Raw genomic sequence first — 16,626 nt, forward strand, 5'->3', positions numbered from 1 at the left:
AAGGATCAGATGGAATTAGAAACTAAGGTTGATGTTGAATCCGAATCTCCTGGCTGTAACGCTTTGTAAAACCCCGCCATTATTCAATGAACGGTCGGTATCGTTGTAGCCCGATGCGAACTGATCCAGGTCAATGTCTTTTCTCTTGGCCCAATACAACAGGTTCCTTCCCACCAGCGAAAAAGTGGCTGACTTGATGAACCTGCTTTTAGACAACAGACCGGCAGGCAGTGTGTAGCTGATGTTCACTTCACGCAGCTTAACAAAAGAGCGATCTGTCATCCAGTTTTCAGTTACGTTTCCAATACCGGAAGAAATGAATTTCTGCACTGTCGTGGCCTGGTCGTTCGGAGCGAAAGTGAGGTCTTTCAGGTTAATGATCTTACCGCCTGCATAAACAGGAGTACCTGAAATGATCTTTACACCCGGCGCTATATATTTAGCAGTAGGTGCAACACTGCCGTTGTTGGTCGATTGCCATTCTGCCAAACGGGCAGCACCAAAATATCCCGATGCGCTTTCATAGGCTGTACCACCGTTCATTCCGTCTTTATAAACTTCATCATAGATATGTCCGCCGATCCTTCCGTCGAATTGGAATCCTACGCTGAAATTGCGATAAGTGAACTTGTTGTTGATACCGAAAGTGAAATCAGGGTTTGCATATCCCAGGAAAGTATTGTTGTTGATATCGGAAGGCGCTCTCAAAGGCAATCCGCCATTGTAAATGATGTTATTGTTGCCATCCCGCACAAAGCCTACACCATAGATGGCATCCAATCTTTCTCCTTTTTTGTAATTGTGGCCATTCAAACTCAACACATTCTCATCGCCGTATATATCCTGTAATGTTTCTTTATAAGTAGCATAATTCACTGCTACATCCCAACTCAATCCCCTGACGCTTTTAATAGGCGATCCCGAAACGCTGATCTCATATCCTTTCTTCTCGGAAGTGATCGCATTCACATTCTGAGAGGTGTAACCGGTAGATGAAGGAACCTGCAATGCGAAGATCTGCGGGCCATTCAAACTGGTGAAGTAAGTGATATCCACCCCTAACCTGTTCTTCAGGAATTTCAAATCCAGACCGGCTTCATAAGAAGAAACCGTATAAGGCTTCAGCGCCTGGTTGGCGATTGTGCTGGTAAAATCTACTGACTGGCCATTGTTATAATAGGTTACCGTACTGTAAGCATTCTGGTTTTTGTAAGTAGGTCCATCGTAAGAACTGTAGAGGTCTGTTCCATATCCCAAAAACGAATTGGTGCTCATACCTGTATTCTGATAGTACGCAGAAGCGATGGTGGGAGCAGTAAGTCCGCCTTTCACATTAGCATAAGAAGCGCGGAGCTTAAAGAAAGAAATTATCGATGGAAGGTTTACATAATCACTTACCACAGTGCTCAAAGACACCGATGGATAATAGAATGTATTGTATCCTTTTGCAAGCGTACTCAAATTATCTACACGGCCTGTGTGCGACAGGGTAAGGTATTTATCAAAGCCCAGGTCAACTGAATAAAACCCGCTGTACACCTGCATTTTAGAACCCCATGTAAACGATGCATATTGTTCTTTGGAATTGGACAGTGCATATACATTGGGTACTGCCATCGCCTTGGTGGTTCCCCACAAAGAATTATAAGTGAACGAACGCTCGCTTCCACCAGCGAGGGCGCTGATATTGAACTTACCTACCCGCTTATCGAAATGCAGGATCAGGTCGGTATTGTTTTCAAAGAGATTCCTTCTGTCTTCCCTGTAATCGCCATACCATCCAAAATAATACCAGGGTGTATAGGTGTTCAGGTTGGTTCCGGCAGGCACTTGCTCAGTTCTCAATTGCGTCCAGGTAGTGATCTGGGAACGCAGGCTGAGGTTCAGAGAAGGGCTGAACTGGTAAGTTGCTTTCACATAACCATTGACATCTGTTTTGTCATGCGAATGCTTCCATTTTTGGGCAATGAACCAGGCGCTGTTCTCACGGCCATATTCCTGCGCGTAAGGGATCAGGTCCTGCACTCCCATCGGCGCCTTATAAATATTCTTGAGGTCGTCAATATTGTAATCGGAAGATCCATATACCTTGAACATGTAGATATATGAATTGGGTCCGTAGTTCACATCCGGAATATTGGGTGAATACTGTTTATTCAGGTTGATGCTGGCTTCTACTGAAAACTTATCGGTGATGCGGTATCCCACATTCATGGCCATCGTGTAAGAATTCAACCGGGTATTGGGGTTCATCCCTTTCTGGTTCATATTAGAAAGTGATATCCGTATATCCGAACGGTCGGTAGCAGCAGAGAGGGCTACGTTGTTGGTATTGATGATGCCCATCTCCATGAACTTGTTGAAGTTGTCTGCGCCACGGGCTGTCCATGGTGTAGCGGTCCTGGTATTGGTTGCAGGATCATAAGGGCTGTCGTATTGCTTCACCAGCTGTCCCTCGAAACGAGGGCCCCATTCAGGTAAACGCTGTTTGTTATCATACAAACGATCACCATAACTGTAAACAAAAGCTGTTCCCCTTCCGTATTCGGTCTGGCTCTGCGGCACTGCTAAAAAACCTTTCTCGAACATGGTGCTGCTGTTCACATCTACCTGCCAGCCTTTTTTATTCTTGGTACCGCGCTTGGTAGTAATGATAATGGCGCCGTTGATTCCCCTGAAACCGTAGAGGGCAGAGGCGTTAGCGCCTTTCAAAATCGAATAGCTTTCTATATCGTCCGGACTGATATTCCAGGTATCTGTATTTACCGGCACACCGTCTATTACAAAAAGCAGGTCTTTACTGCCTCTCAATACCAGCTCGGGGCGTCCGAGCATTTCCGGGTTGGCGCCCACTGATAATCCTGCGATCTTACCTACCAGTGAATTGATAGGGTTATCATCTCTGGCTTTTACCAGGTCTGCTCCTTTCAACTCCTGCACTGCGTAGCCGATCCTTTTGGTTTCTTTTTTGATACCGTAAGCCGTAACGATCACTTCGGTAAGTGATTTGGGGTCATCCGATAAAGCAAAATCGAAATTTTGTATGGCAGCTAATTGGAAAGTCTGTGAGATAAAGCCAATAGAGCTGATGGAGATTGCTTTATCTCCCTCTTTCAATCCAATTGAATAATGTCCGATACTGTCTGTGATGGTTGATCTTTTGGAAGGTGTTATCTGCACCAGGGCACCGGCTATTCCGATACCATTCTTGGTGAACACTCTTCCTGATACCATTCGTTCCTGTGAAAAGCTTTTCATCGAAAAAGCAATCAGCAACACTGCTGTTGCCAGTAAGGTTTTGGTTGATAATTTCATAATAGACTCTGGTATTTTACAAAATGTTTAGCAACGTTACCAGAGCAGTGTTAACTGAATGTCAAATAATGCAATGATCACCGGAGATAACCATTTGGTAACCTTTAGTTCACTTTTTAATAACAAACCGTTTTGGAATTAAAAAAACCTTGTATGATGCATACAAGGTTTTGAAGACATTTATGATGCGATGAGCGCTGTATCACATAACATAACTCTGTTCCAGTATGGATGTGAGTGTTTGCTTTGATTCTTTTTCCGTATTCACGAGGTCGTGCAAGGTAATTTTATCGAGCAAACGGTCTACCGCAAATTGTACCATCTGCCAGAGCGAACGTGCAGAACAATCAACGGAATTGGTGCATAGTTTTAATGCACCTGAATGTTGTTCACAGAATTTTTTATCGAACAGTACGCCCCCGAGTGCGGCCAATACATCTTTAACAACGATTGCTTGTGAGGGCCGGGCCAATACATAACCGCCTTTATGGCCAGGGGTGCTGTTGATGAAGCCTCCCATGCGTAAGACACGGGTGAGCTTGGCCACATAATGACTGCTCAGCCCTTCTGTTTCGCTCAGTTGAGGAATACTCATGCCCGCATCGTCTTTGCAGGAGGCAATGCGTATCAATATCCTCAAACCGTATTCTTCCTGTGCAGTGATTTTCATATAATGGCCAGTTAATCGTTATCAATTTATAACATGCCCAGTTCCAACTGGGCCGCTTCAGACATCATACTCCTGTCCCAGGGTGGCGTCCAGGTAACAGATACATGCACATCATTCACACCTTCTATTTCTCTTACTTTCTGATCCACTTCCACTGGCAACGATTGTGCAGCCGGGCAGCTCGGCGCCGTCAGCGTCATCACAATCTGCACATTATTCACCGGTAGGATGTCGATCTCATAGATCAATCCCATCTCATAAATATCTACCGGTATTTCCGGATCAAAGATCGTATGCAAACAATCAATGACTTTTTCTTTCAGTTCCGCTGTTTCCATGATCGTTGATTGAATGTTGTTGCATGGCCTGGAAAGCCAGTGCATAATGTTTCATTTGCTTTACCATAGCCCTCAACCCATTGGAACGGGTTTGCGCCAGGTGGGTTGTCATACCAATCTCCCGTATAAAATCGAGTGGTGCATCGATGATCTCCTGCGTCGTGTGGCCAGACAATACGCTGATGAGCATACTGATCAATCCTTTCACAATCACCGCATCGCTGTCGGCACTGAAATAAACCCTTCCGTCTTTATAATCGGCCGTGAGCCAAACGGTGGACTGACAACCCCTCACTTTGTTCTCTTCTGTTTTATGTTTTTCATCAAGGGCCGGCAATTTTTTTCCCAGGTCGATGATGTATTCGTACTTATCATCCCAACTATCGAAAAGCGAGAACGAATCGATGATGGCTGCTTCTGTTTCCTGTATGGTCTTCCGGTTGTTCATGTTGTCTATACCAATAGTTTGATCGATTTCTCCAATCCCAATAGCAGTTCGTCGATCTCTTCTTTTGTATTGTATGCTGCGAATGATGCCCTGATGGTGCCGGGAATACCATAACGCTGCATCAGCGGTTGCGCGCAGTGGTGGCCTGTGCGAACGGCGATCCCTTTGTTATCGAGCAGGATACCAATATCCTGCGGATGCACTTTATCAATCACAAAAGAAACCAGGCTTGTTTTTTCTTTCGCCCTGCCGATGATCTTCAATCCCGGAATGGTTTCCAGCGCCGCAGTAGCATACTGCAGCAATTCATGTTCATGTTGCCTGATCTGTTCCTTACCTGTTTGTTCAATGAAGTCCAATGCTGTTTTGAATGCAATGGTATCGGCTATATTAGGTGTGCCTGCTTCGTATTTATAAGGCAGTTCATTGTATGTTGTTTTCTCAAAAGTTACTTCTTTAATCATCTCTCCTCCTCCCTGGAAAACAGGCATGGCTTCGAGTACATGCTTTTTGCCGTACAAAACACCTACGCCGGTGGGGCCGTATAATTTATGTGCAGAGCATACAAAAAAATCACAGTCCATATCCTGCACATCGATATCGAGGTGCACGGTAGACTGCGCGCCATCCACCAATACCAGTGCGCCCGCTTTGTGCGCCAGGCGGATCATCTGTTTTACCGGGTTCACTGTACCCAGTGCATTGGAAACATGTGTAATGGCAACCAGCCTGGTTTTATCGCTCAATAATTTCTCGTATGCTTCCATGATCAGTTCACCGGCATCATCTACCGGTATCACTTTCAGTTGCGCCCCTTTTTCTTCGCATACGATCTGCCAGGGAACAATATTGGAATGGTGTTCCATAGCAGAGATGATGATCTCATCGCCCTTACCCACATTGGCTCTTCCCCAGGTATACGCTACCAGGTTGATACCTTCTGTGGTGCCACGTGTAAAAATGATCTCTTCCCTGCCGGCTGCATGAATAAAATGTCTCGCCGTTTCGCGGGTGGCTTCAAAAGCAGCAGTAGCTTCTTCGGCCAGTGTATGAATACCGCGGTGTATATTGGCATTGTACCCGGTATAATATTGTACCAGCGCATCGATCACTACAGCTGGTTTCTGGGAAGTAGCAGCGTTATCCAGGTAGATCAAAGGTTTCCCCTTCACTTCTCTTTCCAGTACGGGGAATTGTTTGCGAAGTGCACACACATCAAAGACGGGTATGGTAGCTGTTGTTATCATACAATATCATATTCTAATCGGGCCGCTACGAGTGCGTCTGCATAGCGACGAATCGGTTCCAGTTTGATCTTCTCCAGCACATCCTCTGCAAAGCCATGCAGCAACATCGACTGCGCTGTTTTCTCGGGGATGCCCCTCGATTGCAGGTAAAACAATCCTTCCTCACTCAGGCGGCCAACCGTACAACCATGCGAACATTTCACATCATCGGCGAATATTTCGAGCTGGGGTTTGGTGTTGATGGTAGCCGTATTGGACAACAACACATTTTTATTCGATTGAAAGGCGTTGGTCTTTTGCGCAGGTTGCCTTACAAATATTTTTCCGTTGAAAACGCCGGTCCCCTGTTCGTCCAGTATTCCTTTGTACAACTCATTGCTGTCGCAATGCGGAACACGGTTGTCTACAATCGTATGGTTATCGATATGACTGTTCCCTTTAGGGAAATAAAGTCCGTATAAATGCGCTTCACTGTGCGATGCTTCCAACACCACGTTCAAATTATTCCGCACCATATTGCCATTCAATGAAAGGGTTACCGTATGAGAATAACTCTTGCCTACCTGGCGTATATGCGTGGTGTTTACCTGGCTGGCATTGTCGTGGTCGTGCTGTATCTTATAATATTCCAGTACGGCGGCTTCTTCCAGTACAATCTCTATAACCTGGCTGTTGAGGCTGTCTTGCTGCCCAAGGCACATGGAAGTTTCCACCAATTGCATTTCCGCCTGTTCGCCCAGGTATACCAGGCTGCGCGGCTGCGTGAAACCCGGTTCATGCTCTGCCGTGGTGAGGTGATAAATATATACCGGTTGCTTTTCGTGTTTTGTTTTTGTAAGATGGATGAATACACCACCTTCCGTGAACGCTGTGTTCAACGCGTGTATGCCGTCTTTGATGTATCCGCTGCTATGTCCGAAATGAGCAGATACAATATCGCTGTATCCGTTAGCTGCTGCTTCTTCCAAAGGCAGTACCGTCAGGCTCTCTGAACGGATATTGGAAAGAGCAAAAGAAAAAAATCCGTTCACGAATACCAGTTCACTGGCTGTTTCATAACCGGGTAGCCGAACGGCCTGCAGGTCATTTTCAGTTATTGTTTTCTCCTGCAAAAGCGGCAAATGCCATTCTTTGTTGAACAAACCACTGATGCGTGTATACTTCCATTCTTCATTCCGGGTGGTAGGTATGCCCAACCGGCTGAAGTCGCGGAATGCTTCCTCCCTGCGTGCATGCAAATGCCCGGGCCGGGTAGCAGCCTGCAAACGGGTAAAATGATCCTGGTAATACTGTGTGTTCATACTGCTGCGCTTTAATCTTCTACACTCACTTCACTTTTGATGAAATCGTATCCTCTCTCTTCGAGTTCCAATGCCAGTTCCTTGGGGCCTGATTTTACAATCCTGCCATTGTACAATACATGGATCACATCGGGAATGATGTAATCGAGCAAGCGCTGGTAGTGGGTGATGGCCAGCACCGCATTGTCTTTACTGCGTAACTGGTTCACACCGTTGGCCACGATGCGGATGGCATCTATATCGAGCCCCGAATCGGTTTCATCGAGGATGGCCAGTTTGGGTTGCAGCATGGCCATCTGGAAAATCTCATTTCTTTTTTTCTCACCGCCGGAGAAGCCTTCATTCAATGAACGGCTTAAGAGCGATTGGTCTACATTCATCAATGCCATCTTTTCTTTCATCAGCTTCAGAAAAGCAACGGCATCCAGCGGTTCCTGTCCGCGGTATTTGCGCACTTCGTTGAGTGCTGTTTTGATGAAATTGGTGGTGCTCAGTCCGGGTATCTCTACCGGGTACTGAAAGCCCAGGAACAAACCTTCCCCTGCTCTTTCTTCAGGCGAAAGATCCAGCAGGTCTTTCCCTAAAAACTGCACTGATCCTGTGCTCACTTCGTATTCTTTTCTTCCGGCTAGTACAGAAGCCAGTGTACTCTTGCCCGAACCGTTGGGTCCCATGATGGCGTGTACCTCGCCCGGTTTGATCTCCAGGTTGATGCCCTTCAATATCTTCTTTCCTTCTATCCCTGCATGTAAATTCTTGATCGTTAACATGATTCGCTTGATTGAAATATGATGATCAGCCTACACTACCTTCCAGGCTGATGGCCAATAATTTTTGTGCTTCTACGGCAAACTCCATAGGCAGCTGGTTCATCACTTCACGGGCAAAGCCGTTGATGATCAATGCCACCGCCGTTTCGGTATCGATACCCCGCTGGTTACAATAAAAGAGTTGATCTTCTCCTATCTTGGATGTGGTGGCTTCGTGCTCTACCACACCGGTATTGTTTTTCACTTCGATATAAGGGAAAGTATGTGCACCGCATTTATCGCCCAGCAGCAATGAATCGCACTGTGAAAAATTACGCGCGTTCGCCGCATTCTTACCTACTTGCACCAGGCCACGATAACTGTTATTGCTGAACCCAGCCGAAATACCTTTCGACACGATGCGGCTCCGGGTATTTTTCCCGATGTGCATCATCTTGGTACCCGTATCTGCTTGCTGGTAGTGATTGGTGAGCGCTACCGAATAAAATTCTCCCACTGAATGATCGCCTTTGAGGATCACACTGGGATATTTCCAGGTGATGGCAGAACCAGTCTCTACCTGTGTCCAGGATATTTTGGCATGATCGCCTTTACAGATACCTCTCTTGGTAACAAAATTGTAAATACCACCATTGCCTTGTTTATCGCCGGGGTACCAGTTCTGTACAGTAGAGTATTTGATCTCACCTCGTTCCTGGGCTACCAGCTCTACTACTGCAGCGTGCAACTGGTTCTCATCGCGCATAGGCGCAGTGCAACCTTCCAGGTAACTCACATAACTACCGGGCTCGGCAACGATCAGTGTTCTTTCAAACTGTCCTGTGTTTTCTGCGTTGATGCGGAAATAAGTGGAAAGCTCCATGGGACAACGAACGCCTTCCGGAATATAACAGAAAGACCCATCGGTGAACACCGCTGAATTGAGTGCCGCAAAATAGTTATCGGTAGCAGGCACCACAGAGCCCAGGTATTTTTTGACCAGTTCCGGATGCTCCTGTATCGCTTCACTCATCGAACAAAAAATAATGCCCAGTTCTGCCAGTTGCGCTTTGAAAGTGGTACCGATTGATACACTGTCAACCACCGCATCTACTGCCACACCGGATAATCTTTTCTGCTCTTCCAGGGAGATACCCAGCTTTTCAAAAGTCCTGCGCAACTCCGGATCAATTTCATCCAGGCTGCCCGCTTTTTTCTTCTGTTTGGGTGCCGAATAATAAATAATATCCTGGTAATCGATCGGCGGATGTTTGAGGTTCGCCCAGGAAGGCTCTTCCATGTTCAGCCAGTGGCGATAGGCTTTCAACCGCCATTCCAGCATCCATTCCGGCTCTTTCTTCTTGGCAGAGATGAAACGAATGATCTCTTCATTCAATCCCTTTGGCGCCGCATCTGCTTCAATATCAGTCACAAAGCCGTATTTATAATCGGCCATAACCGCTTTCTGGATATCACTGTTGATGTCATTCATCGTATCCATATCCGTACAATTTCAAGGTAATACTGCAAAGATACGACTCGATTTATACAAAAAAGTAGAAATTCAATTTGCCAATTTGACAATTACGCAATTCGACAATAATGTGTTTTATAAGCGCCTATGAATTAGTTGATTGTCGAATTGGCAAATTGACGAATTGCCGAATTAACTAATTCTTTCTTTTGGCCTGATGATCAATCGCAGCGTAGGGTTATTGGTGATGAATGAGTAGAACCAACTGAAGGCCAGTTTGGCTTTGTTGCGGAAACCTACCAATGGAATGATGTGTATGAAAAGCCATACAAACCAGGCCAGGAGTCCTTTGAATGAAAATTTGGGGAGGTCGGCAACGGCTTTGTATTTGGAGATGATGGCCATGCTGCCTTTGTTCACATAGATGAAGGGCCGTATAGGTTGTTTGGCAATGAACTGTTGCAGGTTGTGGGCCAGCAATTTCCCCTGTTGTATGGCAACCTGTGCCAGTTGCGGATGTCCGTTGGGATATTGGGGATCGGTATCCTGGAAACAAATATCGCCTATGGCAAAAATGTTTGTGGTGCCTTTTACTTTGTTGAATGCATCTACAAGTATGCGCCTGCCCCTTCCTATACTGCCTTCGGGTAATCCCGGCACTTCACGCGCAATAACACCTGAAGTCCAGATCAATGATTTCGTAGGAATGGCCGTACCGTTGGCCAGTATCACTTTCCCATCTGCATAATCTTTTACCGCCACACCTGTCATGATCTGAACGCCCAGTTTACCCAGCACTTTTGTTGCTTCTGCCTGCGCCACTTTACTCATGGGTCCGAGCAATACCGGGCCGGCATCGATCAGGTAAATGCGACTGCGTATACCTGTAAATTCGGGGTATTCTTTGGCGCCTATATGATGACCCATTTCGGCCAGCATACCGGCTATTTCTACGCCTGTAGGTCCGCCGCCCGCAATTACAATGGTGAGCAGTTTTTCTTTTTCTGCGGGGTCGCTGGTCATCACTGCTTTTTCCATGGTCAGCAATAAATGATTGCGCAGGTTAACGGCATCTTCAATGGTCTTCATGGGCAATGCCTGCTGCTTCACATTTTCTATGCCGAAATAATTGGTTTCCGTGCCCAATGCCAACACCAGGTAATCGTAAGCAAGCGTGCCTGTAGTAGTGTCAATGGTATTGTTGTCTTTGTTCACCCTTACCAGTGAACCCATATGAAAACGCATGTTCTCCTTCTCCTGGAACAGGCGCCGGAAAGGATAACTGATATTGGAAAGTTCAATAAAAGCAGATGCAACCTGGTACAATAAAGGGGGGAAAAAATGATAGTTATTGGTATCTACCAGCGTTACCGCAAAATCTTTGTTACTCATCAATTGCTTTGCAAAATTGAGACCTGCAAAGCCTCCGCCTACGACTACTACTTTCTTGACAGTGCTTATAGTATTATTCATAGCCTAACCGTTTTCCAAATATCGTCATATTATTCCGTACGTCCTATCAAGAAAGAAAGGGTCTCATCCCCATTTTACTGAAGTCATGGTAAGGGAGCCGGCCACGGCTTTATCATTAAAGAAACTTACTTCGTCTTTCTTTCCTTTCAAGCCCAGTGTATACAATAAGGGAAGGTAGTGTTCGGGGGTAGGAATAGCCAGCCTGCCGGCAGTTCCCAATTGATCGTAGCGGATCAGCGATTGATCATCGCCGGATGTAATTAGTTGTTTGAAGGTCTGGTTCATTTCAATGGCCCAGTCGTATCCATAACCTGGCTCGTTGATCCTGTCCCAGGCCACCATTCGCAGGTTGTGTACCATATTGCCGCTGCCGATGATCAGCACGCCTTTCTTGCGCAAACCGTACAATTCTTTTGCCAGCTCGTAATGGTATTGCGGGCCTTTGGTATAATCGATACTCAACTGCAATACCGGTATATTGGCTTCGGGATACATGTGGCGTACGATGGTCCAGGTACCATGGTCGAGTCCCCAGTCATGATCCATTTCCACTTGTGTAGTATGTATCAGTGAAGCTGTTTCTTTGGCCAGCGCGGGACTACCCGGGGCTGGGTATTGCACATCGAACAGTGCTTGCGGAAATCCTCCGAAATCATGGATGGTCCTGGGAAAATCCATCGCCGTTACCAGTGTTCCTTTCCTGAACCAGTGAGCTGAAACTACCAGCACCGCTTGGGGTACTGGTAGTTCTTTGGCCATGCGCGTCCATCTTTCACTAAACTCATTGTCTTCAATTCCATTCATGGGCGAACCATGACCTATAAAGAGTACGGGCATCAGGTGCTCCTGCTCTTTCAGTTCACTGGTAAATTGATTGAATGCCGACAAACTTGTCATAACCGTTGCTCCTTTTAATAAGGAAGTTAAAAATTCTTTGCGTTTCATGAACGCGTTTTGTTTACTTCGTAAACTCTCCGTTGGCAATGATCTTCACTTCGTTGCTGAGTACAGCAGAAGGAGTCTTGGCGGCGAGGTCAAAGTCTGTACGTTTGATCGTACCACTGATCTGAAAACCGCTGGTGGGCTTCTTGCTCATCGGGTTCTCGATGGTTCCTTTGTATACCAGGTCAAGCGTTACCGGTTTGGTAATGCCGTGTATGGTAAGGTTACCAGTGAGTTTGTATTTGTTTTTTCCTGCACTTGTAATGCCGGTGCTCTTGAAAGCCAGTTTAGGAAATTTCTCTACATTGAAATAATCGGGTCCTTTCAAATGGTTATCGCGCATTTCCATTTCTGTATTAACGCTGGCCACATCGGCGCTGAGTTCAAAAACAGCGTCGCTGAAATCTGCTTTGCTGGCAGTGATGGTGGCATCGAAATTTTTGAAAGATCCGTCAACATCTGAAATGCTCAGGTGGGTAATGGTGAAACCTAGTTTGGAATGCGCCTTATCTACTTTCCAGGTCGCTTGTTGTGCAAACAGGGAGATGCTTAAAAAACTGATCGTGACAAGAGAAATTAATTTTTTCATGGTTGTTTACTTTATGAAATGTTTGATTGGTTACAATGTTTTGATGGTTGACAGGCATTCGGCTACAATGGGTTCATAACCGGCGGCCTCTACAATAGCGGCTACCTGCTGCACCGATTCTTTATCATCGCCTGCGATGAGCATTTCCGGTGAGAGGCCGTTGTTGAATGCCGCTACTACTTTGGAAAATGGCAGCAACTGTTGTATTTCCTGTGCCTCGGAAAAAGGAAAATAATTGCCGGTTTTATCATCAGAAAGACAAAGCACTGTTTTTTGTGTAGATACCTCTTTTACTTTTTCCACCAGTTCGGGAAAAGCATTGCGTGAAATAGCCAGCACAATCATGTCTGCTTCCCAGCAGGCTTCTTTTTCACAAGCCACTTCTTCTATCTCTGCGTCGGGTATATTGGTTTTAATGTACCGGTACAAGCGGCTATATTGGGTTGGATCGGAGCCAGCCACCAGCAACCGGTAACCAGCTTTCGCCAGTTCATTGGCAAGAGCTGTTCTTGTTTTTCCATTGACTCCTATGATCACTACCGTTTTCTTCACTGTCATTTCTTTAATTAAAATATCGGTACAAAGTTAGTGCCAGGCAAAAACACGTCAGGTTGAGGCAGATCAATAAATAGCATTGATCTATATCACATCTTTTTTCTGATCCGGTCTTATTTTTTTGTGGCTAATTGGTTGCGGATGCGGCTTAGTGTTTCGCGGGTAATACCCAGAAAAGATGCCACCATGTGTTGCGGAACCCTTTGCAGACAATCCGGGTAAGCGTTGATGAGATTGAGGTATTTTTCTTCTGCTGTTTCACTCATGGCTCCTATTAATCTTCGCTGTGTGGCGATGAGGTTATTCTGTAGCAGGATGCGGAAATAGCGTTCGAGCACCGGTACTTTTTCCAGTAAACGATCCCATGAAGTTTTACTGATCAACAGCAACTCACAGTCTTCCAGTGCTTCAATATTGTATTGTGAAGGTTCATTAGTGAAAAAACTATAGAGGTCTGCTATCCACCATCCTTCCAGTGCAAATTGAAGGATATGTTCTCCGCCTTTGTTATCGATGGTGAAAGACCTGAGCAGTCCTTTTTCAACGAAGGCGGTGTATTTACAAATATCTCCTTCCTGCAGGAGATATTGCTTCTTTCTCATTTTCTTGGGCTGGAACAGGGTCTTGCAGATGTCCAGTTCTTCGTTGGTGAGTTGTATATGTTCGCGGATGCTACCTGCTAGTCGTTCATACATGGATGCCGTTCAATTGTTTACAAAGATAATCTGCTTGTTGGTAGCAAAAGACATACCAGCAGGTTGGTGATGCGGAAAAACAAAAAAGCCCGTTACACTTTCGTGAACGGGCTTAATAAATATGGCAGCTACCTACTCTCCCAGCAAGGTGCAAGTACCATCGGCCATGGGGGGCTTAACTTCTCTGTTCGGAATGGGAAGAGGTGAACACCCCCGGCAAAACCACCATAAGTCGTTTGTGCTTATCGCACTTAATAATTTACATATTGGGAAGCTAGTCATCCAAAAAAGAAAAAAATAAAGCTTACGGGTAATTAGTACTACTCGGCTTTGCTGTTACCAGCTTTACACCTATAGCCTATCAACGTCATCGTCTCTGACAACCCTTAAAAGTAAACTCATCTCGTGGAAGGTTTCACGCTTAGATGCTTTCAGCGTTTATCCTGTCCGTACATAGCTACTCTGCATTGCAGTTGGCACCACAACAGATACACCAGCGGTACGTACGACCCGGTCCTCTCGTACTAAGGTCATGTCCACTCAATTTACTTGCGCCCACCACAGATAGGGACCGAACTGTCTTGCGACGTTCTGAACCCAGTTCACGTGCCACTTTAATCGGCGAACAGCCGAACCCTTGGGACCTTCTCCAGCCCCAGGATGTGACGAACCGACATCGAGGTGCCAAACCTTACCGTCGATATGAGCTCTTGGGTAAGATCAGCCTGTTATCCCCGGAGTACCTTTTATCCTTTGAGCGATGGCCCTTCCATGCAGAACCACCGGATCACTTTAGCCAGCTTTCGCTCCTGTTCGACCTGTTTGTCTCACAGTCAAGCACCCTTTTACTAATGCGCTCTGCGTACGATTACCAACCGTACTGAGGGTACCTTTGCGAGCCTCCGTTACTTTTTAGGAGGCGACCACCCCAGTCAAACTACCCACCATGCAATGTCCCCTTCTCAGGGTTAGGTTCTAAGCAAACGAAGGTTGGTATTTCAACGTTGACTCCACAATAGCTGGCGCCACTGCTTCATAGTCTCCCAACTATCCTACACATCGGTTGCTCAAAATCAATGCAAAGTTGTAGTGAAGGTTCACGGGGTCTTTCCGTCCCGTGGCGGGTAACCGGCATCTTCACCGATACTACAATTTCACCGGGCTCGTGGAGGAGACAGTGTTCAACTCATTAGACCATTCGTGCAGGTCGGAACTTACCCGACAAGGAATTTCGCTACCTTAGGACCGTTATAGTTACGGCCGCCGTTTACTGGGGCTTCAGTCAGGAGCTTTGTATTGCTACGAACACCCTTCCTTAACCTTCCAGCACCGGGCAGGTTTCAGGCTCTATACGTCATCTTACGATTTTGCAGGGCCCTGTGTTTTTGTTAAACAGTTGGTTGAACCATTTTACTGTGACCATATCGCTATGGTACGCTTTATCCCGAAGTTACAGCGTCAATTTGCCTAGTTCCTTCTCCACGGCTCACCCGAGCGCGTTAGAATACTCATCCCGTCTACCTGTGTCGGTTTGCGGTACTGGCTGCCATACTCGCTTTTCTTGGCAGGGATTTTATGGTTTCGCCTCATCCGAAGACTTAGCTCAGCGTACACTTCCGTACGTACGCAACCACCACGTCCCTGCGTCACTTTTAATGTATAGCAGGTGAGGGAATATTAACCCTCTTTCCATCAGATGCCCCTTTCGGGTTTTCCTAAGGACCAGACTAACCCTGATCCGATTAACGTTGATCAGGAAACCTTAGACTTTTCGCGGTAAAGTTTTTCACTTTACTTATCGTTACTTATGCCTACATTTTCTTTTCAAATCGCTCCAGCATGCGTCGCCGCACACCTTCAACGCTGATTTGAATGCTCCCCTACCACCCGCATTGCTGCGGGTTTAGAACTTCGGTTCATGGTTTGATGCCCGATTATTTTCCGTGCAGGATCTCTCGACCAGTGAGCTGTTACGCACTCTTTAAATGAATGGCTGCTTCCAAGCCAACATCCTGGCTGTTATTGAAATCCCACCTCGTTTGTTCAACTTAACCATGTATTAGGGACCTTAGTTGCTAATCTGGGTTATTTCCCTCTCGGCCACGGACCTTAGCGCCCGCAGCCTCACTCCCGGAGATATTTACTAGCATTCGGAGTTTGTCAGGGTTTGGTAGGCGGTGAAGCCCCCTAGCCCAATCAGTAGCTCTACCTCTAGTAAACTTCTATATCCGAGGCTGTTCCTAAAAACATTTCGGGGAGAACGAGCTATCTCTCAGTTTGATTGGCCTTTCACCCCTATCCACAGGTCATCCCAAGACTTTTCAACGTCAACGGGTTCGGTCCTCCATTCTGTGTTACCAGAACTTCAACCTGCCCATGGATAGATCACAAAGTTTCGCGTCTACCCCGACTGACTATCCGCCCTATTCGGACTCGCTTTCGCTTCGGCTCCGTTAATTAAGAACTTAACCTCGCCAGTCAGGAGTAACTCGTAGGCTCATTATGCAAAAGGCACGCCGTCACCATTGCTGGCTCCGACCGCTTGTAGGCGCACGGTTTCAGGTACTATTTCACTCCCCTGTTCGGGGTGCTTTTCACCTTTCCCTTACGGTACTGGTTCACTATCGGTGTCTGAGGAGTATTTAGCCTTACCAGATGGTGCTGGCAAATTCATGCAAGATTCCTCCGGTCCCGCATTACTCAGGATACTGCTCGTCCATGTTAATTTCTATCTACAGGGCTTTCACCTGCTATGGCCCAACTTTCCAGATGGTTCGATTTGATAACACTTTCTAATCGCAGTCCTATAACCCCGCATCGGCACGCCGAC

Annotated in this window: 13 protein-coding genes and 2 rRNA genes (1 of these 15 only partly in view); all 15 read right to left on the reverse strand. The window is 46.3% G+C overall.

Annotated features, from left to right (window positions below; all coding sequences use genetic code 11):
• Positions 1–15: 15 nt before the first annotated feature.
• Positions 16–3,315, reverse strand: a complete 3,300-nt coding sequence (locus tag SEDOR53_RS0115600) for a SusC/RagA family TonB-linked outer membrane protein (RefSeq protein WP_026770549.1) — start codon at positions 3,313–3,315, stop codon at positions 16–18.
• Between the two features lie 202 nt (positions 3,316–3,517).
• A complete protein-coding gene (locus SEDOR53_RS0115605) occupies positions 3,518–3,985 on the reverse strand; it encodes an Rrf2 family transcriptional regulator (protein WP_026770550.1) in 468 nt (155 codons plus the stop codon).
• Positions 3,986–4,011: 26 nt separating this feature from the next.
• Entirely contained in the window at positions 4,012–4,323 is a 312-nt protein-coding gene (locus tag SEDOR53_RS0115610; RefSeq protein ID WP_026770551.1) for an iron-sulfur cluster assembly protein, read from the reverse strand.
• Positions 4,289–4,771, reverse strand: coding sequence for a SufE family protein (locus SEDOR53_RS18305; RefSeq protein ID WP_051416697.1), 483 nt, complete (start codon positions 4,769–4,771; stop codon positions 4,289–4,291). Before SEDOR53_RS18305 ends, SEDOR53_RS0115610 begins: the two co-directional genes overlap by 35 nt.
• A gap of 5 nt (positions 4,772–4,776) precedes the next feature.
• Positions 4,777–6,018 (reverse strand): cysteine desulfurase, encoded by a 1,242-nt coding sequence (locus SEDOR53_RS0115620; RefSeq protein ID WP_026770552.1) that lies wholly within the window; start codon positions 6,016–6,018, stop codon positions 4,777–4,779.
• The gene (sufD, locus tag SEDOR53_RS0115625; RefSeq protein WP_026770553.1) at positions 6,015–7,319 is read right to left on the reverse strand and encodes a Fe-S cluster assembly protein SufD; all 1,305 of its coding nucleotides are present in this window, start codon (positions 7,317–7,319) and stop codon (positions 6,015–6,017) included. Before sufD ends, SEDOR53_RS0115620 begins: the two co-directional genes overlap by 4 nt.
• Before the next feature lie 11 nt (positions 7,320–7,330).
• Positions 7,331–8,089 carry a Fe-S cluster assembly ATPase SufC gene (gene sufC / locus SEDOR53_RS0115630; RefSeq protein WP_026770554.1) on the reverse strand — a complete coding sequence of 253 codons (759 nt, stop codon included), beginning with the start codon at positions 8,087–8,089 and terminating at the stop codon, positions 7,331–7,333.
• Positions 8,090–8,114: 25 nt separating this feature from the next.
• Entirely contained in the window at positions 8,115–9,569 is a 1,455-nt protein-coding gene (gene sufB / locus SEDOR53_RS0115635) for a Fe-S cluster assembly protein SufB (protein ID WP_232214789.1), read from the reverse strand.
• A 165-nt stretch (positions 9,570–9,734) separates the two neighbouring features.
• Positions 9,735–11,015 carry an NAD(P)/FAD-dependent oxidoreductase gene (locus SEDOR53_RS0115640; RefSeq protein WP_026770556.1) on the reverse strand — a complete coding sequence of 427 codons (1,281 nt, stop codon included), beginning with the start codon at positions 11,013–11,015 and terminating at the stop codon, positions 9,735–9,737.
• A gap of 63 nt (positions 11,016–11,078) precedes the next feature.
• Positions 11,079–11,960: a 4,5-DOPA dioxygenase extradiol gene (gene ygiD, locus SEDOR53_RS0115645; protein WP_232214790.1), complete on the reverse strand. Its 882-nt coding sequence runs from the start codon at positions 11,958–11,960 to the stop codon at positions 11,079–11,081.
• Between the two features lie 13 nt (positions 11,961–11,973).
• On the reverse strand, positions 11,974–12,546 hold the full coding sequence (locus tag SEDOR53_RS0115650) for a YceI family protein (RefSeq protein ID WP_026770558.1): 573 nt from the start codon (positions 12,544–12,546) through the stop codon (positions 11,974–11,976).
• Positions 12,547–12,576: 30 nt separating this feature from the next.
• The gene (locus SEDOR53_RS0115655; RefSeq protein ID WP_026770559.1) at positions 12,577–13,104 is read right to left on the reverse strand and encodes an NADPH-dependent F420 reductase; all 528 of its coding nucleotides are present in this window, start codon (positions 13,102–13,104) and stop codon (positions 12,577–12,579) included.
• Positions 13,105–13,214: 110 nt separating this feature from the next.
• Positions 13,215–13,796: a Crp/Fnr family transcriptional regulator gene (locus SEDOR53_RS0115660; RefSeq protein WP_026770560.1), complete on the reverse strand. Its 582-nt coding sequence runs from the start codon at positions 13,794–13,796 to the stop codon at positions 13,215–13,217.
• Positions 13,797–13,915: 119 nt separating this feature from the next.
• Positions 13,916–14,026: ribosomal RNA gene (rrf, locus tag SEDOR53_RS0115665) — 5S ribosomal RNA — on the reverse strand.
• 64 nt (positions 14,027–14,090) lie between these two features.
• Positions 14,091–16,626 (reverse strand): 23S ribosomal RNA (locus SEDOR53_RS0115670) (it continues 261 nt past the right edge of the window).

The organism is Asinibacterium sp. OR53, assembly GCF_000515315.1.
In the GTDB taxonomy this organism is placed as follows: domain Bacteria; phylum Bacteroidota; class Bacteroidia; order Chitinophagales; family Chitinophagaceae; genus Sediminibacterium.